Here is a 20069-nt window from a genome sequence, read left to right on the forward strand (position 1 = left end):
AAAAATGGCACCAATGACAGAAACATCACTAATACCTAAAAAGCCAAATCGGAAACCATTGACCATATAAAGAATAGGGTTGAGTTTAGAAACTTGTTGCCAGAATTCAGGTAACATGGAAATGGAATAAAAAACGCCACCTAGATAGATTAATGGTGTCAAAATAAAAGTTGGTACAAGTGCAACATCATCAAAGCTGCGTGCATAGCAAGCGTTGATAAAGCCTGCTAAGGAAAAGGCAATGGCGGTGAGTAATAAAATGATGAGCATGACACCAATATGGGCAAAACTAATGTTGGTAAAGAAAAATGAAACTAGAGTAACCAATGTGCCAACAATCAGTGCTCTTAAAACGCCACCAGTGACAAAACCTGCCAAAATAAGCGCATTTGGCATAGGGGAAATAAGTAATTCTTCTACAGAATTATTAAATCTTGCACCATAGAAAGAGCTAACTACATTGTTATAGGCATTATTGATAACCGCCATCATAATTAGCCCGGGCGCAATATAATCCGCATAGTTAAACCCTTCAAAATTACCGATTCTGGAGCCAATCAGCTGACCAAAGATTAAAAAATATAGTGTGGTGGTAATAGTTGAGGGCAGTAAAGTTTGTGTCCATAATCGAATAAAACGATGAATTTCTTTATAAAGTAGGGTAAAAAAAGCGTTCAACATAATGGGCTATAATCATGAAAAATAATATTTAAGACTGGCGAATTTTTAGGATAGTGTCAATTTTAGCAATTAAAACATCAATGGCGACTCGGTTATCATTTTCACTTGGGATAATCATATCGGCATAACGTTTGGTTGGCTCAACGAATTGATTATGCATCGGGCGAACCTGCTTGAGATATTGTTGAATAACGGAATCTGTTGAGCGTCCGCGTTCAATGCAATCTCTTTCAAGTCTGCGAATAAATCTTAAGTCAGAGTCAGTATCAACATAAAGTTTGATATCCATTAGCTCGCGAACGGCATCATCATAAAGCGCTAAAATACCCTCTAAAATGATGACATCGGCCGGTTCTTGGTGTTTGGTGTAATCTGCGCGTGTGTTGATAGTGTAGTCATACTGCGGTAGTTCTATTGCTTGGCGATTCAATAATGCTTTGAGCTGTTGGTGTAAAAGTTCGCTATCAAAAGCATCAGGATGATCATAGTTTTGCTGACGACGAACTTCGGGAGAAAGGTGGGATTGGTCTTTGTAATAGTAATCTTGCTCAATAATGGTAATCGCATGTCCATTAAAGTTGGTGTATAAGGCGCGCGCAACCGTTGTTTTTCCTGAGCCTGATCCTCCCGCGACGCCAATAATAATTGGTTTGCTCATAAAGCCTCACTAGATTAGTTTATTATTCCTATGAAATGAATAGCAGATTGATAGGTAACAATCATACGATATTCTCTCTTGAGAGAGTGTAGGAATAGGATAAGAAATCGCTATTGTAGCGCAGGACGGTATGACTCGCAGTGAAATCTCTGTTTGTTTGTCTCTGAATTTTGGGGATTTCGTTTACTTTAATGGATAATTGTATTTTCTTTGCTTTTATCTACAAATCAAATAAATACGAAAGAATAAGAAAGTCAATTCTTTATCGCTGTATGGTTACAAGGCGCAAAGATTACCCTGTCATCACTTCACTTTATCAATAAGAGTAGCATATTATCTCTTTTTACTTTTACGTTATATGGAAAGCAATGATGACACGCAAACTTATCGCAGTAGCCTTAATGGCAACTTTTGGTGCAAGCCATGCCGCTGCACTCGAAAATCTACCGGGTAACACAAATTTACCCTCTCCGCCCGCTGTTTTAGACGCATTAGCCAAACAAGGCGATGTTGGCGGGGTTTACCATGTTCAAGATTTTTTCAAATCCCCAGAAGTCAGTGGCTATCAGGTTTCGCCTGATGGAAAATATTTGGTTTGGCGGCAGCGCAACGAAAACGGCAAAAGAGATTTATGGATTCGAGAAATTAACAGCGATAAACCGCGTTTATTATTAGCAGAAGGCGACGATGTTATTCGTGGTTATAGTTGGGTGAATGACCATCAGTTGGTTTATATGCAAGATAAAGGTGGTAACGAAAACTATCATATTTATCGCATTAATGCCGATGGCTCTGATGCCAAAGATTTAACGCCTTTTGACGGCGTTCGCGCCATGATAAGCAATGTGCTTCACGATGATAAAGACCACATTATCATTGTCATGAATAAAGAAAACCCTGAATTATTTACGCCGTATCGCTTAGATTTAAACAACGGCGATTTAGTCAAACTCTATGATAATCCGCCAAGTGAAGAACCCATTGATGATTTCTTATTTGATAAAGATGGCAAACTTCGTGTGATTACGCGTATCGTTCAAGGTCAGGATACCGATTTATATTATTTAATTGATGGTAAATTCCAAAAAATTAAGCACATTCCTTTTGGCGAAGTCTTTTCCGTTTTAGGATTTGATTATAAAAGCGATAATCCTAACGCGGCTTATGTGCTTTCCAATGAAGAAAGCGATAAAGCCAATATTTATCGCTACGACCTAAAAACAGGCAAAGTGCTTGATACGGTTTTCACCAATGATACCTATGACGCAGGTGGCATTAGCCGTTCTCGCAAGCGCGGTTATGAGCTTGATGCGATTTTCTACAATGGCGATAAGCCGCAAACCATTGCCAAAAGTGAAACTTTCAAAAAATGGGAAGCCGATCTTCAAAAACAACTCGGTACAAATCAGAAAATTGACATCATTGACGCTGACGATGATGAAAAAACCTTTATCGTGTTAGTCAGTAGCGACCGTGAACCTGGTGTGTTTTATCTCTATCAGCCCGAAAAACAACGCTTAGAAAAACTCACCAGTATTCATCCGCATTTGAAACGCGAAGATATGGCAGAAATGACGCCGATTTCTTTCCAATCCCGCGATGGTATGACCATTCATGGCTATTTCAGCCGTCCTGCGCATATTCCACAAGACCAAAAAGTTCCTGTGATTGTGTATGTTCATGGTGGACCACAGGGCGTACGCGATAGTTGGGGGTTTGACCCGCAAGTTCAGCTCTTTACCTCACATGGCTACGGCGTATTACAAGTGAATTTCCGTATTTCAGGCGGTTATGGTAAGCAGTTCTTTAATGCTGGATTAGGACAAGTCGGTCGTAAAACCATGGACGATGTGGAAGATGGTATTGATTACATCATCAAAAAAGGTTGGGCTGACCCTCAAAAAATTGCGATTTATGGCGGTAGCCATGGCGGATTTGCGGTCTTACGCGGATTAGTGAAAACCCCTGATTTATATGCTTGTGGCGTAGATTATGTGGGCGTTTCTAATCTTTATACCTTTATGAAAACCATTCCGGCTTATTGGGAACCTGTACGCAATATGCTTTATACCATTTGGTATAACCCTGATGACCCAGCGCAAAAAGCCATTATGGATGAAGTGTCGCCATTACAAAATGCCGATAAAATCAACAAACCGCTTTTTGTGGTGCAAGGAGCAAATGACCCACGCGTTAACATCAATGAAGCCGACCAAATCGTATCTAATTTACGCAATCGCGGGATTGATGTGCCATATATGGTCAAATACGATGAAGGGCATGGTTTTGCAAAAGAAGCCAATCGCTTAGATATGCAAAGAAGTATGATGGGCTTTTTACATCAGTGTTTACAACCGGAAAATAAGATTAAATAGAGAAAAAATATAGTTGGTAATTTTTTGTTAGTTGATGAATGCATTTAAGAAGATTACTTGGTTCAATAAGTGGCGTTATTACCTATTTTGTTCTAATAAAATTCATTAATGTCCCAACAAATTACCAATTCTTTCTATTTGTATTTATACTGTGCTTAGCCGTATTTTTCGCGGAAAGAGTTGAACTTAAAAAGTACGAAAATAATTAAAAAATTGGGTAGTGGTTTGAATAGCATACTTTTTAAACCACTATCATTAGTTATGGTTATTTTTATTTGATATCTTTTGTAGAAAGTATTTTGTTATTCTTGTGTAGATATTACTAATATAGCTGAATGAGTTCAACTTACATACAATTCAATTAGATGCAGATAGTGCATATTAGTACAGTAAGACAAACCAACGCTGTATGCGAGTTAATAGAGATTTAGCTATATCGTAACTATCACGAAATTCTCAAAAAAGAGATACGTAAGTAGTTGATAATAAATATATGAAAAGAATATTCAATTTTTTCTATATTTATTTGGAAATTTCGCTATAGACTTTTTAAGCACTATTAAAGCGTAGAGAGTAAATCCAATATAGAATGGTAGGATTTAGGCGATAAAAAAACGATACTTCTTTAAGGAAGTATCGTTTGATTTAAGCAAATTAAGCTAAAGATTAAGCAATCGCTTTGATTTTAGCATTTACACGGCTTTTTAAGCGTGCTGCTTTATTTTTATGGATAAGCCCTTTACGAGCAGCACGATCTAAAAGGCTGCTAGCATATTGGAAAGTGCTTTTTGCTGTCTCAACGTCTTTTGCTTCAATTGCTTTTAAGACTTTTTTTACTGAAGTACGCATAGCAGAGCGTTGGCTCGCGTTGCGTGAACGAGCTTTTTCTGCTTGTTTGATTCGTTTTTTTGCTTGTGCTGAATTAGCCAAAATATTGCTCCTGTCTTGGGTTCGGCATACGCCAGAATGTTTTATTTAAGGGCGCAAATCATACCGTTTTTTTTCGTGTTGTCAATGTTTTCAGATGGTTCAGCGTTATTTTGTCGTTGGTTGCTTGTTATTGCGAGTGGGAGCTTTCATAATAACAAAATTATTCTTTTTATGAGGTGTTTTATGTTTTCAGCGTTGTCTTCTGAGCAGGCTTTTGAAAAAGCAAAAAGGGTGATCCCGGGTGGGGTAAATTCACCAGTGAGAGCTTTTGCTTCTGTAGGCGGAACGCCATTATTTATTCGTAAGGCAGAAGGCGCTTATTTAGAAGACATTGATGGTCGTCGATTTATTGATTATGTCGGCTCTTATGGCCCAATGATTAATGGTCATGCGCATCCAAAAGTGGTTGAGGCGGTTCAGGAAGCAGCAGCGCTAGGAATGAGCTTTGGTGCGCCAACGGTATCAGAAACGCTTTTAGCGGAAAAGGTGGTTGCGCGTATTAATGGTATAGATATGGTTCGGATGTGCAATTCTGGAACAGAAGCAACCATGAGCGCAATACGTTTGGCAAGAGCCTACACGAAGCGGGAAAATATTTTAAAGTTTGCAGGTTGCTATCATGGGCATTCTGATGGTTTGTTGGTTGCCGCAGGTTCTGGTGCTTTGACTTTTGGTGTCCCGAATTCACCGGGGGTACCAGCGGATTTTGCGACACATACTTTAACGGCAGTTTATAACGATGTAGATGTATTAGAAGAAATTTTTGCGCAACAGGGAGAAACCTTGGCGGCTGTGATTGTTGAGCCTGTCGCTGGGAATATGAATTGTGTGCCACCTTCTTTAGCGTTTCATCAGCGTTTACGCGAATTATGCAATGAATATAGAGTAGTGTTGATTTGGGATGAGGTGATGACTGGTTTTCGTGTGGGGTATCACGGTGCGCAGTCGTTATATGAGAATATAATTGCTGATATTTTTACTTTTGGAAAAGTCATTGGTGGGGGAATGCCGGTAGGGGCTTTTGCTGCACGCAGAGAAATTATGGAACTTTTATCGCCTGTAGGTGGGGTTTATCAAGCGGGGACGTTGTCTGGCAATCCAGTAGCAATGGCAGCTGGTATTGCAAATTTAGCGTTAACAGAAGCCCCTGAGTTTTATTCGCGATTAGAATCTTTAACGCAGCGTTTGGCAACAGGCTTAAAAACGGTCGCTCAACAAGCAAATATTCCTTTGGTTGTTAATGCGGTTTGTGGAATGTTAGGGATTTTCTTTACGGATTTACCTGAAGTGCAGAATTTCGCAGATGTGCAACAATCGGATACGCAACGATTTGCAAAGTTTTTCCATGGGATGTTAGCAGAAGGTGTAAATTTAGCGCCTTCGGCTTTTGAGGCTTTGTTTGTTAGTATGGCGCATGATGAAGTAGTGATTGATGAAACGATTGCGGCTGCAGCGCGTGTTTTTAAAATGTTATAGGTTTTAATAATGGATATCGGTAGTGTTCGTAAAGACTTTCAATCACATCGGCCGTTAAAACGTAGTGATTTATCAGATAGTCCTTGGCAGCAATTTGAAAATTGGTTTGGCGAGGCAATGCAAGCAAAGCTTGAGGAACCTAATGCTTTTGTATTGGCAACAGTCAATACTGATGGGCAATCTAGTCAGCGAACGGTATTGCTAAAGTTTTTTGATACTGCCGGTTTTGTTTTTTATACCAATTATCATAGTCGTAAAGCACAAGAAATTGCCCAAAATCAAAAGGTTTCAATGTTATTTCCGTGGTATGGTTTGCAAAGACAAGTTAAAGTTGAAGGCTATGCAGAAAAGGTTAGCCGAGAGCAGTCTTTAAAGTATTTTTTAAGTCGCCCTGTAGGAAGTCAAATTGGGGCGTGGGCATCCCCACAAAGTAAGGTAATAGATACGCGAGATTTTTTAAGACTTCAATGGCAAAAAATGCAGAATAAGTTTAGAAATGGTGAAATTCCTTTGCCTGATTTTTGGGGAGGATATCGTATTATTCCTATGGCATTTGAATTTTGGCAAGGACAGCCTAACCGTTTACATGATAGATTTGTTTATTTACGTGATAATGATAATTGGAACATTCAACGGCTAGCCCCATAAAGAGGAGAGTGCATGGAGGATGAAAAGCAAGCGATTGTTGATTTTGTATCAAATTACTCTATTGAATTAACACCAAAAACGTTATTAAAGTTAGGAAATTTACATCAGTATCTCCCAAGTACAATAAAGGTATATTTAACGCATTTACCGGGTTCAGATTTTGCAGACACGATAACAGCAGTAGAAAAAGTGATTACGCAAGGCTTTGAAGCGGTTGCTCATGTGGCGGTTCGCAATATCCGCAGAAGAGAGGCTTTAGAAAGCGGGTTAAAAAAGTTGTGGCGAAGTGGCGGAAGAAATTCTTTTGTTATTGGCTGGGGCAGGTGGAAATGTGCAATCTCCTTTCCAAGATACTTTAGCTGTTTTGAAAGAAGGTTTATTAGAAGAGTATGATTGGGAGAGTATTGGATTTGCGGGTCATCCGGAGGGGCATCCGTTCGTCTCACAGGAAAAAATAAAAGAAGCATTGTTATTTAAACAGTCTTATGCTGAAAACTATCCTAGAAACTATTATTTGATGACGCAGTTTTCTTTTACTTCCGAACCTATTGTGCAATGGGCGGAGAATTTAGAAAAAGAAAGCATTCGTTTTCCATTAAAAATTGGCATTCCTGGTGTGGCAAGTACTGCTTCTTTAATTAAGCATGCTCGTGCTTGTGGCGTGGGAGCATCATTAAATTTTTTATTGCGAAATGGCGGTGTTTTTAGACGATTGATTGGGGGAGTTTCTGAACCCAATTTATTGGTTAGGGATTTAGCAGTTGCAAAAGTCCAGAAAAAATTACCCGATACAACAAAGTTACATATTTATCCTTTAGGAGGATTTGAAGCAACGGTTAAATGGTTATCTGCCGTTCAGTCGGGGAAGTTTACGCTAGAAGATAAAAAAGGAATCCAAATCTATGAATAAAAAGATTGGCTTATTAAGTTTGGGGCTATTAGTGGGGTGTGTTCAAGGATTTTCAGGTTTGCCAAAGTTAAATAACCAAGAAACCATTATTTGGCATTATAACTGCAAGGATGGAACAGCCCTGAATGTAGAATATGCTTATATGGGGGACACTTATACGGCAACGATTCAATTATCTGAAGAGGGAAAGAAAGTTTTAGAACAAGTTGAGCCAAAAGTATTTGTTTTGGAAGAATATCGTTGGAGTAGCCATGATGGACGAAATTTTATGCTATCAGATAAAGATAAAGTATTGCGTCAACAGTGTGTTGCAATGAATGCGATTGCGTCAGATGCAATGACGCATTATGGTGGATCGTTCTAATACATGATGCAGTTTAATTGCATAAAAATGGCTTAAGTTTTAGTTTAATAGGGTTTTGTTTTATTGCATTTAATTATAAGATATAACGCCTATAAAATATGAGTAAATAAAGGAAAATTATGGCACGGGTCACTGTAGAAGATTGTTTAAAAGATGAAAATAATCGTTTCCGTTTGATTTTGGCAGCTAGTAAGCGTGCGCGTCAGCTTTCTTTTGGACATCAACCAATGGTAGCACCAGAAGGTGACAAAACAACGGTTATTGCTTTACGCGAAATTGAAGACGGTAAAACGACGATTAAAGCTCTATTAGATACTTCAGAACAATATTAAATTTTATTTCTTATGAGAATTGTAGCGCTTCCTTATCGTCCTTTTGCTGGTTTAACGGGTAGTGAAGTTTTAGAAGCTTTTTGGACAGAATTATCTAAAGAATTATCGCAGTATTTAGATGAGGAAAGTATTGCTGAAGTGCTGCGAGCAGCTACATTCGGTGCGCAAGCACATGAAGGACAAATGCGTCAATCTGGAGAGCCATATTTTACGCATCCTATTTCGGTAACGAAGATATTGGCGGAACAGAGATTTGATTTACCAGTGTTGCAAGCTGCTTTGTTACATGATGTATTGGAAGATACGCCCGTGACTAAGCAAGAAATGGCAGAGGCATTTGGGGATTCGGTAACCGCACTGGTAGATGGTGTTTCTAAGCTAGATCGTTTAAAAAATCAAGCGCCACAAGAAGCACAGGCAGAAAGCTTTAAAAAAATGTTTGTGGCGACGACTGATGATCCGCGAGTCATTATTATTAAGCTTGCAGATCGATTGCATAATATGCAAACTTTAGGTGCGCTTAGGCCTGATAAGCGTATTCGTAAAGCACGAGAAACCCTAGAAATCTATGCTTCTATTGCTGGACGACTAGGGTTATTTTATTTTAGGATGCAATTAGAAGATTTGGTGTTCTCATATTTGTATCCTTGGCGTTATGCCGTATTGAAAAAACATTATACAAAGCTCTTTGAAAATAATACGTTGCTGAATGAGATTCGTGAGGAAATTCAGCCTATATTAAAAGAAATGGGCATTCAGGCAACCATCACTAAGCGTCAGCGTCACTTGTGGGGTGTGTATCAGCGGATGAAGCGTAAGATGAGCTTTGAAGCAGCTTGTCATACCGTGCCGATTCGGATTATTACGAAGACGGAAGATGATTGTTATCGCATTTTAGGCGTATTGCACGGTCTGTATCGCCCTATTTCTGGAAAGTTTGAAGATTATATTGCGGCGCCAAAAAGCAATGGTTATCGGTCTTTACATACCAGTGTGTTAATGGCAGAGCAAGATGTGCTTAATGTGCAAATACGAACACGGGATATGCATCATTTGGCAGAAACAGGCATTATCGCCGTCTGGCATCAGCATTTGAAAAATCGTTCTTTACGTAAGGAACAACATAATATTACCGCACAAAAGTATATGCGCGATTGGTTATCGCGCTTGCGAGAAATGCAAAATATGACAGATGATCCGCTAGAGTTTTATGATGTGATTAAAAAAGAACTAAGTGCTGGTGCGATTCATGTTTATACTCCGCGCGGTGAAGTGATTGATTTACCTGCTGGTGCGACACCAGTGGATTTTGCGTATGCAATTAATCCTGAAATTGGCGATAAATGTGTTGGTGCTAAGGTTAATGGCATTCCGTATCCTATTTTCCGCCCTTTAGAAATTGCACAAACGTGCGAAATTATTACGGATAAAGATGCTCATCCTCATGCGGGTTGGCTGCAGTTTGTGGTGACGGCGAAAGCACGCGCTGGCGTTAATCATCACCTTCGTCAATTAAAGGATAAGGAAGCCGAAGATTTTGGCAAGCAGTTATTATCGCAGGCATTACAGGATTTAGGCAGCAGTTATCAAGCGATTGAGAATACAAAGTTGTTAGCATATTTAAGTGTTAATCATCTTGAACAAAAAGAACTTTTAAATGATATTGCCTGTGGTAAGAAACAAGCGGGTTTGGTTGCTGCTACGTTATTAGGCAATACACAAATTAAGGGGGATGGCGAGGTTTTATATATCCACAATACGCTTGATAGTGGTATTGAAATGGCGGATTGTTGTCATCCTTTACCTAAAGAAGCGATTGTAGGGCATTTAGAGCAAGGTAAAGCGATTAGAATTCATCGTCGGAATTGTCCCATGGTTCAGGTAACGGATAGTCAAGATTGGCTAAGAGCTGCATGGGATGAGGATATTGGTGGCGTATTTATTGCATTGTTATCGTTAGAAGTGCCGGATAAGCCAAGAATGTTATCAAAAATTGCAGATGTTATTGCCGATTGTGAAAGTAATATCTATGATTTTCAAGTGATACACAATACGCATCGTGAAGATGTGCGAGCGTTGAAGGTTTGGCTAGAAGTGAAAAATCGAGATCATTTAGCCAAAATTATTCGCCACTTACGATGGTTAGAAGAAGTAGAAAAAATTGAACGTATTTAGGGAGTAAAAATGGAAAAGAAAATTGTTAATACAGAAAATGCACCAGCAGCAATTGGTCCTTATTCTCAAGCGGTACAAGCAGGGGATTTGTTGTTTGTTTCTGGTCAAATCCCGCTTGATCCAAAAACAGGCGAAGTAGTTGAGGGTGGATTTAAAGCGCAAGCAGAACAGGTGTTTGCGAATTTAGAAGCAATTTGCCAAGCGGCTGGTGTGGATTTAAGCCATATCGTAAAACTGAATGTGTATTTAACGGATTTGGGTAAATTTGCAGAGTTCAATGAAGTGATGACTGCTAAGTTTAGCGCACCATTCCCTGCGCGTGCTGCGATTGGTATTAGTGCTTTACCAAAAGGCGTTGCTGTAGAAGCGGAAGCGGTTGTTGCTTTAGCTTAATTATTATTTTGCAATTTAGCGACAATATTCAATCTTGTTTACGCCTGAGTGATAGTGTCACTCAGGCGTTTTCACGTGCAGGTATTGATACGATTCGGGATTTGTTATTTCACTTTCCGATGCGTTATGAGGATAGAAGTCATATCACGCCTATTGCACATTTAAAAGATGGGCAGCAGGCTTTGGTGCATGGAAAGGTCTTGCGTGCAAATGTTCGGCAAGGTAAACGTCAGATGCTAGAGGTTTTGATTGTAGATGCAGCAGGAAATCCACTTGTTTTACGTTATTTTCGATTTTATCCCAGTCAATTAACGCAATTTACCCTTGGACGGTTTGGGCTTTTTTATGGCAAGGTAGCTTGGGGACGGGATGGCTATGAAATGCCACATCCTGAGATTACTTGGCTTGAAACAGGAGAACAGCCGGTTTTGCCTGATACTTTGCAGTCTATTTATCCGACGGTTAAAGGGTTAAGCCAAATTCGTTGGCAGCAAACGATTCGTCATGCGCTTTCTAAGCTTAATTTACCAAAAACAGACTTGTTAACTGAGCAAGGCTATTGTTCTTTTCCTCAAGCATTGCAACTTTTACATCAACCACAAGTTGATGAATGGTTGCCGATGCCAGATGAGTATCATCATCCTGCAAAGCAAAGACTCATTTTGGAAGAACTGATTGCGCATCAGTTATCTTTTTTACAAGCCAGAGCGGAAGTGCGGCAATTACCTGCTCAAGCGTTACCTAAACATTCGGATTTGTTATCGGCGTTTTGTGAGAAATTGCCTTTTGCTTTAACCTCAGCACAAGTACGCGTACAAGAAGAAATCGCCAGAGATTTGTCTAGCACAGCGGCAATGATGCGCTTAGTGCAAGGGGATGTTGGTTCGGGAAAAACGGTTGTTGCTTTGATGGCGTGTTTGCAAGCCATTGCCGCAGGAAAACAAGCGGTATTTATGGCACCTACGGAGTTATTAGCGGAACAGCATGCCGCTAATATGCGTAAGTTAACGGAAAATCTTTCAATTACGGCAGTTTTGTTGGTAGGTAAGTTATCCGCAAAGGAGAAGCGAGCCGCTTTGGCAGCGATTGCCGATGGAACCGCGCAGTTGATTATTGGGACGCACGCTGTTTTTCAAGAACAAGTGTGCTATCACGATTTGGCATTGGTTGCGATTGATGAGCAGCATCGTTTTGGGGTCCATCAACGGTTACAACTGCAAGAAAAAGCACCCAAAGGATATGCTTTACATCAACTGGTTTTAACAGCAACACCGATTCCGCGTACGCTAGCGATGAGTGCTTATGGCGAGTTGGAAACATCTATTATTGATGTTTTACCAGCTGGGCGTCAGCCCATTCGCACGTCTGTGATGAGTAATGCTAAGCGGGAAGCGATTATTGCGCGTATAGGAGAGGTCTGTGCTAGCGGGCAACAAGCGTATTGGGTTTGTCCACTGATTGAAGAATCGGAAGTATTAGAGTGTCAAAATGCGCAAGAAACCGCAGAAGAAATTCGTCGGCAGTTACCACAAGTAAAGGTAGCGCTCATTCATGGCAGGCTTTCCGCAGATGAGCGCAGAGAAACGATGAATGCGTTTGCCGCAGGGGAAATTGATTTATTGGTCGCAACAACGGTTATTGAGGTCGGTGTAGATGTTCCAAATGCGACCATTATGATTATTGAAAATGCTGAGCGCTTCGGATTATCACAGTTACATCAGTTAAGGGGACGCGTCGGGCGGGGCGGTTTACAGTCTGATTGTGTATTGATGTATCAAGCACCTTTAGGAGAAACGGCAATGCGGCGCTTAAATATTATGCGCGCTACGACAGACGGCTTTCGGATTGCAGAGGAGGATTTAGCCATTCGCGGTGCTGGGGAGCTATTGGGAACGCGCCAAACAGGGACGATTGGTTTAAAAATTGCTGATTTTGAGCGCGATGCTGCGCTGTTAGAAAAAGCAGAACGGTTGGCGATGCAGTGGTATCAGGAAAGTCAGCCTTTTGCAGATGTGTTATTAGAACGCTGGATGGGACAGCGTTCACAGTATTTAACGGTTTGATAGGATTTTTAATTGCTTGCCTGTGATTGATATTTTCTAGTGAGAGTATTTCTGCCAATATTGAGCTTTTGCGCGGCAAGTTGTTTATGAAATTGGGTGTGTTTTAGCGCAGTTTCAATGAGTACGTGGTCAAATTCTGATTGAAGGTGTTGATAGAGTTGTGGCTGATTTTCGGATAAGGCTTGTTCGACGGTTTTAGTAAGTGCCTGTTGCCAATTGGTTGATGCAACGGCAGTATTTGATAAGGATGGATTTCGATTGGTCATTAAGGTCGGCAGATCCTGAATATCAATGGTATCGGTTGGGCTCATAATGGTGAGCTGTTGACAAAGGTTTTCCAATTCTCGAATATTTCCTGGCCAATGATAGTGAGTGAGCTTTTGACGAGCAGCTTGAGTGAGATTTTTTCGCGATAAGTGATGTTGTTTGGCAGCGCGTTCTAGGTGAAAATCTAGTAAAGCGGGGATGTCTTCTCCGCGCTCTCGTAGTGGCGGTAAATCTAGGCGGATAACGTTTAAGCGATAGTATAGGTCTTCGCGAAATAAGCCTTCGCTAACTAATTGTGCAAGATTTTTATGGCTAGCTGCGATGATGCGCGCGTTCGCATGTTTGAGGGTTTGTCCGCCAATGGGATAGTAGCTGCCTTCGGCTAATGCTCTTAGAAGTTTGGCTTGTAAAGGCAAAGGCATATCGCCGATTTCGTCTAAAAAGAGTGTGCCATTATCGGCTTGTGCAAAGCGTCCTTGTCGGGATTGTGCCGCACCTGTAAAGGCGCCTTTTTCATGCCCAAAGAGTTCTGCTTCTGCTAACTCAGCAGGAATGGCAGCCATGTTTAAGGCAACAAATTCGCCTTTAGCAACGGGGCTATGTTTATGTAAAGCACGTGCGATGAGCTCTTTTCCTGTGCCTGTTTCGCCACTGATTAAAACGTTTACTTTGGTTTTTGCCAGCCGTCCAATAGCACGATACAGCTGCTGCATCATGGGGCTTTGTCCGATGATATCTCGATCAAAGCTAGGTGTCGTCGGAGAGGGTTGATTGGGTTGCGAGAGAGAAGGGCGTAGCGCCTGTTCAATCCGTTGCTTAAGTTCTGCTAAATCAAAAGGTTTAGGAAGATAGTCAAAAGCGCCAGTCAGGTAAGCAGAAACAGTGCTGTCTAAATTGCTATAAGCGGTAGTAATAAGGCAAGGCAGATTTGGGTGTTGTTCACGAACTTTACTCAGCAGGGTGAGTCCGTCTATCCCTGGCATCCGAATATCGCTAATGATAAGCTGCGGGGCGACTTGCGTTTGTAGCGCTTCAAGGACTTCTTCGCCATTAAAATAGCTCTGAGGACGATAGCCCCATTGTTGTAGGCTATCTTCTAGGATAAATCGAATAGCAGCGTCGTCGTCTATAATCCAAATGTTAGCGGACATTAGCGGTTCTCTTGGGTGAGCGGAAAAATCAGGGTGAAACAGGTATGGCCTGAGCGACTTTGTAATTCAATTGCGCCACCATGCTGATGGATGATATTTTGGGTAATGGCAAGTCCTAAGCCACTGCCTTCTCGAAAATGGCTTACCATCGGCTGAAAAATAGCAGTTTGTAATTCATCGGGAATACCACAACCGTTATCGCAAATTTTAAGGGTAAGCACAGTTTTATGACGATGATTTTGGAGCGTGTATTGATGTGCAATACTCGTGGTTAATTGAATATTTCCTTGATAATCAGTCGCTTTTGCGGCATTTTCTAAGAGATTGAGGATGACTTGTTGGATTTGATGTTCATCTATAGGGATTTCTGGCAAGCTGGGGTCGTATTGGCGTTCAATGGTTAGCTGTTGATTGCTGGGGTTAGCTAAAAAGGCGGCTAAGCTTTCTTCTATGGATTGATGAATATTGGTTGGTAAATATTGAGGAGGATGCTCTCCGCTCATTTGAATGAGCAGGTGATTTAATCTATCTACCTGATTCATGATGAGCGTTAAGTATTGCGTTTGTTTCTCTGTATTTTGAAAAAGGCTGGAATCACTAAGTCGCTGTGCGGCGCCCTTAATTCCCGCCAATGGATTGCGAATTTCATGCGCAAGATTGCGGATAATCAGCCGATTGTGTTTTGCTTGTTGTTGGCGTTCGTTAGTGCGACTAATGGCATGCACGCGATTAAGCGGACGGATATCCAATAAATAATAACCTGAAGAAATAGGCGTGAGTGTAATATCTGCTTCGATGGTTGTTTGCGTAGGAATAAGGGTTAGCTGTTGATTGCGTTCAGTAAGACCACTATCGAAATGATGATGAATGAGCTGATGCCAAGTGTTTGGATGCTCAATTAGTTTATCGAGTGTGCGGTGATAAAGTTGCTTACGACTATTGCCCAACAAGATTTCTGCTGCAGTATTGAGTTGCTCAAGATGACCTTGCTGATCAATGACGATGAGCGCGGTGCTAATAGCATCTAATAAAGTTTCACTAGAAAAAGGCAGTGCGTACAGTTTTATCATAATTAAATTGGGTGAGAAAAGGCGGGCAGCGCCCGCCTTGATATTAGCAACTATAGTAAAGCTCAAATTCCATTGGATGAACTTGTAAACGCATTTTGGCGACTTCTTCACGTTTAAGCGCAATATAAGCATCAATTAAGTCTTCACTGAAAACATCTCCAGCTTTTAAGAATGCATTGTCCGCTTCTAAAGCATCAAGTGCTTGTTCTAAAGAGAAGGCGACTTGTGGAATGTTATCTGCTTCTTCGGGTGGAAGATCGTATAAATCTTTATCCATTGCATCGCCAGGATGAATTTTATTTTTAATACCGTCTAATCCAGCCATCAATAATGCGGCAAAAGCAAAATAAGGGTTAGCAGTAGAGTCTGGGAAGCGAACTTCAATTCTGCGTGCTTTTGGATTGAAAATGTAAGGAACACGAATAGAAGCAGAACGGTTGCGTGCTGAGTAGGCAAGCATGACTGGTGCTTCAAAGTGTGGCACAAGACGTTTATAGCTATTGATAGAAGGGTTGGTAAACGCATTTAATGCGCGCGCATGCTTGATGATACCACCAATAAAATAAATAGCAGTTTCAGATAAACCACCGTAACCGTCGCCAGTAAAGAGATTTTTACCGTCTTTTACTAAGGAAATATGAACGTGCATTCCAGAACCATTATCGCCCACCAATGGCTTAGGCATGAAAGTCGCTGTTTTGCCATACATATCTGCGACGTTATGAATGACATATTTTAATTTTTGAACTTCATCTGCTTTTTTGGTAAGCGTGTTAAATTTAACGCCGATTTCGCATTGTCCAGCAGTGGCAACCTCATGGTGATGAACTTCTACGACTAATCCGACATCTTCCAAAATTTCGCACATTTCAGCACGAATATCATTGAGAGAATCAACAGGCGCAACAGGGAAATAGCCACCTTTTAATCCGGGACGATGACCGCGGTTGCTAGCGCCAAAATCTGCATCAGAATTCCAATAGCCTTCTTCAGAAAGAATTTCTACACTAGTCTTATGAATAGAAGTTTTATACTTAATTCCATCAAAAATAAAGAACTCATTTTCAGGGCCTAATAGCGCTGTATCAGCAATACCAGTAGATTTCAAATAATTTTCCGCGCGTTTTGCTAAAGAGCGAGGGTCGCGACTATAGCCTTGCAAAGTATCCGGTTCAATAATATCGCAGCTAATGACCAATGTTTTTAATTGCGTAAATGGGTCAATAAAAGCAGTTTCAGCATCTGGCATTAGAATCATGTCTGATTCATTGATGCCTTTCCATCCTGCGATAGAAGAGCCATCAAACATCTTACCTTCTTCAAAAAAATCTTCATCGATGTCTTTGGCAGGCATGCTGACATGATGCTCCTTGCCTTTTGTATCCGTAAAGCGAAGATCAACAAAACGAATATCTTCTTCTTCAATGCGTTGAATAATGCTATCAGGGGTCATAAGTTGCTCCTTGTTGAAAAAACGATGTATTTCTTCTGCATATAGCATGCCAAAATATTTTTATATAAATTTCAGGTTATTATAAATAAAGACAAAATTTATGCATTAAATTGGTGCGTTATGCTTCATTATTTGCACTATTATAGTGCAATTTAATATTGATGAATGTCCTAGAAATAAACAGCTGTTAAAAGCGCAATAAACAACGGCAAACTTCTGTGATAAAGAGAATAGTTTTTGTAGGAAAGGATTCAAGCGCGTAAAATAAACACCTTTATTTACAGGAGAAGATAATGGTTATCACACGCTTTGCTCCTAGTCCAACGGGTGATTTACATATTGGCGGTGTTCGTACAGCGCTATTTTCATGGTTACATGCCAAACAACATCAAGGAGAATTTAAACTCCGTATAGAAGACACCGATCGCGAGCGCTCAACAGAAGCATCCACAAAAGTCATCTTAGAAGGGATGCATTGGCTGGGGCTAGATTATCAAGGAGAAGTGATTTATCAAAGTCAGCGTTTTGATATCTATAACCGTATTATTGATGAAATGCTAGAAAAAGGGTTAGCTTATCATTGTTGGTGTAGCGCAGAAGAGCTAGAAGAAATGCGCGAAGCACAAAAAGCAAGAGGCGAAAAACCACGTTATAACGGTAAATACCGTAATGGTGGTGAACCTGTTGAAGGGATAAATCCGGTCGTGCGTTTTAAAAATCCACTTTCTGGAAGCGTTAGTTGGGAAGATAAAGTACGTGGAAAAATTACTATTGATAATAGTGAGCTAGACGACTTTATTATTCGTCGAAGCGATGGCACACCAACTTATAACTTCTGTGTTGTTGTCGATGATGCAGAACAGGGTATCACCTTAGTTATCCGTGGTGAAGACCATATCAGCAATACGCCAAAGCAAATTAACTTATATCGAGCGCTGAATTATCAAGAGCCAGAATTTGCGCATGTTCCAATGATTTTAGGAGATGATGGTAAGCGTTTATCAAAGCGTCATGGCGCAACTAACGTTTTAGACTATCAAAAAGAAGGCTATTTACCACAAGCGATGATTAACTACCTTGTGAGATTAGGATGGGCGCATGGCGATCAAGAAATCTTCAGTATGGAAGAACTTCTAAAATATTTTAGAATCGAAGATGTGCATAGTGCGGCTTCAACCTTTAATACTGAAAAATTACGTTGGTTAAATCAACACTATATACAAAAAAGTACAGTTGAAACCTTAGCAGCACTTTTACCAAGCTATATTCAAGCGATTGGATATCAACTATCAGAATCCACTCTAAAAGCTGCCATCCCGCATTATCAAAGTCGAGCCAAAACCTTAAAAGAAATGGCAGAAAATATGCAATGGATTGCTCAAGCACCGACAGAATATCCAGAGGCAGCTGCTAAAAAAGCCTTTAAAGGTGAACAAACTATTGAAATCCTGTCGGAACTGGCGCAAAAATTGGCTAATCTATCTAGCTATACAGAAAATAGTATTCATCAGGCAATTGAAGAAACCGTTAACCATTTTGAAGTCGGGTTTGGAAAAGTAGGACAACCTGCTCGTTTAGCGTTGACTGGAGGCGCACCCTCTCCAGATTTATCAATTAGTTTTGAATTAGCAGGCCAGAAAGCATCAGTTGAGCGTTTGCAAAACGCAGTGGAATATCTTAAAACAAACAAAGAGAAATAAAAATTTTTCCGCTAAAAAAGCAGAAAATAGTTGACAGAATATGAACCTCTGATAGAATGCGCGCTCTCGACAAGTTCGGGGCTATAGCTCAGCTGGGAGAGCGCTTGCATGGCATGCAAGAGGTCAGCGGTTCGATCCCGCTTAGCTCCACCAGTCACAGACCGCGTCCCCATCGTCTAGCGGTTAGGACATCGCCCTTTCACGGCGGTAACAGGGGTTCGAATCCCCTTGGGGACGCCATTTTTTCGGCGTCATTTTAATGACAGACTTCTCTGAAGTCCCCATCGTCTAGAGGCCTAGGACATCGCCCTTTCACGGCGGTAACAGGGGTTCGAATCCCCTTGGGGACGCCAAAATTTACTGATTTAGTAACAATAACTAGCTCATAAGTTTTAAGTAATATTCCATATGTTGCTATTTTCTAAACTAAAGTAAAAATATATTGATATTACTAAGAATCAATACCCTGTCTATCTTTATATTAATTCTTATCATGGCTTATAGCCGAATGGCTTTCGATATCATTTTACCTAACCGAACTCAAGTGCGCGGTATAGCAAGGTTTCCAAAAAATGCATACAGTACTTGGATCTAGAATGTTATTTTCAAGGTGGATATTGAGTTAATGTTGTATGTACTTTTTGGTAAAGTTGGCTATATACTCGGATGGTTGGCGTGGTTACAATGGCTTGGTTGACGTTGGCTATGCGAAACATTTTAGAGTAGAGCATGGCAATAACGAGTTTGCTCATGGGCATTGCCATATCAATGGTATTGAGTCTTTTTGGAGCTTTACAAGCGGAGGCTGAGCAAGTTTAACGGTGTTACAGTCAATTTTGAGCTTTGCTTAAAAGAGTGCGAGCGGCGTTGGAATCAGAACTCTGATGATCTGCAATGCCATTTTTGAAACTTAATAAAGTGATTTTTATAAACTTTGCTATAATCAAAGGCTAATAAAAAAGTCACAGAAATTAGATCGCTATTCCAGTAATAGTACATGTGCTTTACTTTATTCATCTATCTTAATACTGTAACGATTCTAGTAGCCTTTCACTATAGTCTAGAGCCAAAATAATTTGAGAGCTTTGCAAAAAACATAAAATAGAGAAATTTCAATTTTTTAAATTTTGAAAACATATTAAAATTATGGCGTTAATTTTTCTACTAGTAGCAAAAATTAGTATAAAACGGAATTTTGCAAAGGTCTCAGACCATCCATACCGACGTAACCACTGACTTCTAAAGCCATTCTCGTCAAGATAAACAATAGAAGTTCCTTCTTTTTGATACTTATAGTAAAAGACTACTAGAATAGTTATAGTGCAATCATCTAAAACCCAACCCAATCCAAAGTAGATAAAAGAATAAAGTATCAATACAATCCATCCGCCATTCTTTGCGTATTTGCTTAATCCAAGCCCAC

Annotated in this window: 17 protein-coding genes, 3 tRNA genes and 1 pseudogene; 15 read left to right on the top strand and 6 right to left on the bottom strand. The window is 40.3% G+C overall.

Annotation, left to right across the window (positions count from 1 at the left end; genetic code table 11):
- The coding region (locus tag A5N85_RS03325) for an ABC transporter permease (protein ID WP_072575968.1) at positions 1–681 on the bottom strand (681 nt) is incomplete at its 3' end.
- Positions 682–709: 28 nt separating this feature from the next.
- Positions 710–1339: a uridine kinase gene (udk, locus tag A5N85_RS03330; protein WP_072575969.1), complete on the bottom strand. Its 630-nt coding sequence runs from the start codon at positions 1337–1339 to the stop codon at positions 710–712.
- Positions 1340–1707: 368 nt separating this feature from the next.
- Here udk and A5N85_RS03335 point away from each other — a divergent pair, with 368 nt between their 5' ends.
- Positions 1708–3714: a S9 family peptidase gene (locus A5N85_RS03335; protein WP_084601601.1), complete on the top strand. Its 2007-nt coding sequence runs from the start codon at positions 1708–1710 to the stop codon at positions 3712–3714.
- A gap of 666 nt (positions 3715–4380) precedes the next feature.
- On the opposite strand, the gene rpsT is transcribed toward A5N85_RS03335, so the two are convergent.
- The gene (gene rpsT, locus A5N85_RS03340; protein ID WP_072575971.1) at positions 4381–4644 is read right to left on the bottom strand and encodes a 30S ribosomal protein S20; all 264 of its coding nucleotides are present in this window, start codon (positions 4642–4644) and stop codon (positions 4381–4383) included.
- Positions 4645–4827: 183 nt separating this feature from the next.
- Here rpsT and hemL point away from each other — a divergent pair, with 183 nt between their 5' ends.
- From hemL to recG, 9 genes are all read left to right on the top strand, one after another.
- Positions 4828–6120, top strand: a complete 1293-nt coding sequence (gene hemL, locus A5N85_RS03345) for a glutamate-1-semialdehyde 2,1-aminomutase (protein WP_072575972.1) — start codon at positions 4828–4830, stop codon at positions 6118–6120.
- Between the two features lie 9 nt (positions 6121–6129).
- Positions 6130–6768 carry a pyridoxamine 5'-phosphate oxidase gene (gene pdxH / locus A5N85_RS03350; protein WP_072575973.1) on the top strand — a complete coding sequence of 213 codons (639 nt, stop codon included), beginning with the start codon at positions 6130–6132 and terminating at the stop codon, positions 6766–6768.
- 12 nt (positions 6769–6780) lie between these two features.
- Positions 6781–7161, top strand: coding sequence for a hypothetical protein (locus A5N85_RS03355; RefSeq protein WP_072575974.1), 381 nt, complete (start codon positions 6781–6783; stop codon positions 7159–7161).
- Positions 7100–7678, top strand: a complete 579-nt coding sequence (locus tag A5N85_RS03360; protein WP_143143164.1) for a methylenetetrahydrofolate reductase — start codon at positions 7100–7102, stop codon at positions 7676–7678. Before A5N85_RS03355 ends, A5N85_RS03360 begins: the two co-directional genes overlap by 62 nt.
- A complete protein-coding gene (locus A5N85_RS03365) occupies positions 7671–8042 on the top strand; it encodes an RNA-binding protein (RefSeq protein ID WP_072575976.1) in 372 nt (123 codons plus the stop codon). The genes A5N85_RS03360 and A5N85_RS03365 overlap by 8 nt, the downstream gene beginning before the upstream one ends.
- Before the next feature lie 119 nt (positions 8043–8161).
- Entirely contained in the window at positions 8162–8374 is a 213-nt protein-coding gene (gene rpoZ, locus A5N85_RS03370) for a DNA-directed RNA polymerase subunit omega (RefSeq protein ID WP_072575977.1), read from the top strand.
- Positions 8375–8386: 12 nt separating this feature from the next.
- Positions 8387–10549 (top strand): RelA/SpoT family protein, encoded by a 2163-nt coding sequence (locus A5N85_RS03375; RefSeq protein WP_084601604.1) that lies wholly within the window; start codon positions 8387–8389, stop codon positions 10547–10549.
- Positions 10550–10558: 9 nt separating this feature from the next.
- Positions 10559–10942, top strand: a complete 384-nt coding sequence (locus A5N85_RS03380; RefSeq protein WP_072575978.1) for a RidA family protein — start codon at positions 10559–10561, stop codon at positions 10940–10942.
- Between the two features lie 8 nt (positions 10943–10950).
- Positions 10951–13005, top strand: coding sequence for an ATP-dependent DNA helicase RecG (recG, locus tag A5N85_RS03385; protein ID WP_072575979.1), 2055 nt, complete (start codon positions 10951–10953; stop codon positions 13003–13005).
- 8 nt (positions 13006–13013) lie between these two features.
- Here recG and ntrC read toward each other — a convergent pair whose 3' ends face one another.
- Genes ntrC through glnA form a run of 3 tightly spaced genes read right to left on the bottom strand, consistent with a single transcriptional unit; the run spans position 13014 to position 16946 of the window.
- A complete protein-coding gene (gene ntrC, locus A5N85_RS03390; RefSeq protein WP_072575980.1) occupies positions 13014–14423 on the bottom strand; it encodes a nitrogen regulation protein NR(I) in 1410 nt (469 codons plus the stop codon).
- Positions 14423–15493, bottom strand: coding sequence for a nitrogen regulation protein NR(II) (gene glnL, locus A5N85_RS03395; protein ID WP_072575981.1), 1071 nt, complete (start codon positions 15491–15493; stop codon positions 14423–14425). Before glnL ends, ntrC begins: the two co-directional genes overlap by 1 nt.
- A 43-nt stretch (positions 15494–15536) precedes the next feature.
- On the bottom strand, positions 15537–16946 hold the full coding sequence (glnA, locus tag A5N85_RS03400) for a glutamate--ammonia ligase (protein ID WP_072575982.1): 1410 nt from the start codon (positions 16944–16946) through the stop codon (positions 15537–15539).
- A gap of 293 nt (positions 16947–17239) precedes the next feature.
- Here glnA and gltX point away from each other — a divergent pair, with 293 nt between their 5' ends.
- The 5 genes and pseudogenes from gltX to A5N85_RS03425 form a co-directional block, all read left to right on the top strand.
- Complete coding sequence (gene gltX / locus A5N85_RS03405) at positions 17240–18646, top strand: glutamate--tRNA ligase (RefSeq protein WP_072575983.1); 1407 nt, start codon at positions 17240–17242, stop codon at positions 18644–18646.
- A gap of 77 nt (positions 18647–18723) precedes the next feature.
- Positions 18724–18799 (top strand) — tRNA-Ala (locus A5N85_RS03410).
- A 12-nt stretch (positions 18800–18811) separates the two neighbouring features.
- A tRNA-Glu gene (locus A5N85_RS03415) sits at positions 18812–18886 on the top strand.
- 37 nt (positions 18887–18923) lie between these two features.
- A tRNA-Glu gene (locus A5N85_RS03420) sits at positions 18924–18999 on the top strand.
- Between the two features lie 303 nt (positions 19000–19302).
- A pseudogene (locus A5N85_RS03425) lies at positions 19303–19553 on the top strand (transposase); the annotation flags it as partial.
- Positions 19554–20069: the final 516 nt, after the last annotated feature.

The organism is Suttonella ornithocola (assembly GCF_001889065.1).
In the GTDB taxonomy this organism is placed as follows: domain Bacteria; phylum Pseudomonadota; class Gammaproteobacteria; order Cardiobacteriales; family Cardiobacteriaceae; genus Suttonella_A; species Suttonella_A ornithocola.

Bases quoted from the DNA above. Each gene is read 5' to 3' on its own strand.
- A5N85_RS03380 (WP_072575978.1), top strand. From the start codon at position 10,559: ATGGAAAAGAAAATTGTTAATACAGAAAATGCACCAGCAGCAATTGGT.
- pdxH (WP_072575973.1), top strand. From the start codon at position 6,130: ATGGATATCGGTAGTGTTCGTAAAGACTTTCAATCACATCGGCCGTTA.
- glnL (WP_072575981.1), bottom strand. From the start codon at position 15,493: ATGATAAAACTGTACGCACTGCCTTTTTCTAGTGAAACTTTATTAGAT.
- A5N85_RS03335 (WP_084601601.1), top strand. From the start codon at position 1,708: ATGATGACACGCAAACTTATCGCAGTAGCCTTAATGGCAACTTTTGGT.
- udk (WP_072575969.1), bottom strand. From the start codon at position 1,339: ATGAGCAAACCAATTATTATTGGCGTCGCGGGAGGATCAGGCTCAGGA.
- A5N85_RS03355 (WP_072575974.1), top strand. From the start codon at position 6,781: ATGGAGGATGAAAAGCAAGCGATTGTTGATTTTGTATCAAATTACTCT.
- hemL (WP_072575972.1), top strand. From the start codon at position 4,828: ATGTTTTCAGCGTTGTCTTCTGAGCAGGCTTTTGAAAAAGCAAAAAGG.
- rpoZ (WP_072575977.1), top strand. From the start codon at position 8,162: ATGGCACGGGTCACTGTAGAAGATTGTTTAAAAGATGAAAATAATCGT.
- A5N85_RS03365 (WP_072575976.1), top strand. From the start codon at position 7,671: ATGAATAAAAAGATTGGCTTATTAAGTTTGGGGCTATTAGTGGGGTGT.
- A5N85_RS03375 (WP_084601604.1), top strand. From the start codon at position 8,387: ATGAGAATTGTAGCGCTTCCTTATCGTCCTTTTGCTGGTTTAACGGGT.
- ntrC (WP_072575980.1), bottom strand. From the start codon at position 14,423: ATGTCCGCTAACATTTGGATTATAGACGACGACGCTGCTATTCGATTT.
- gltX (WP_072575983.1), top strand. From the start codon at position 17,240: ATGGTTATCACACGCTTTGCTCCTAGTCCAACGGGTGATTTACATATT.
- glnA (WP_072575982.1), bottom strand. From the start codon at position 16,946: ATGACCCCTGATAGCATTATTCAACGCATTGAAGAAGAAGATATTCGT.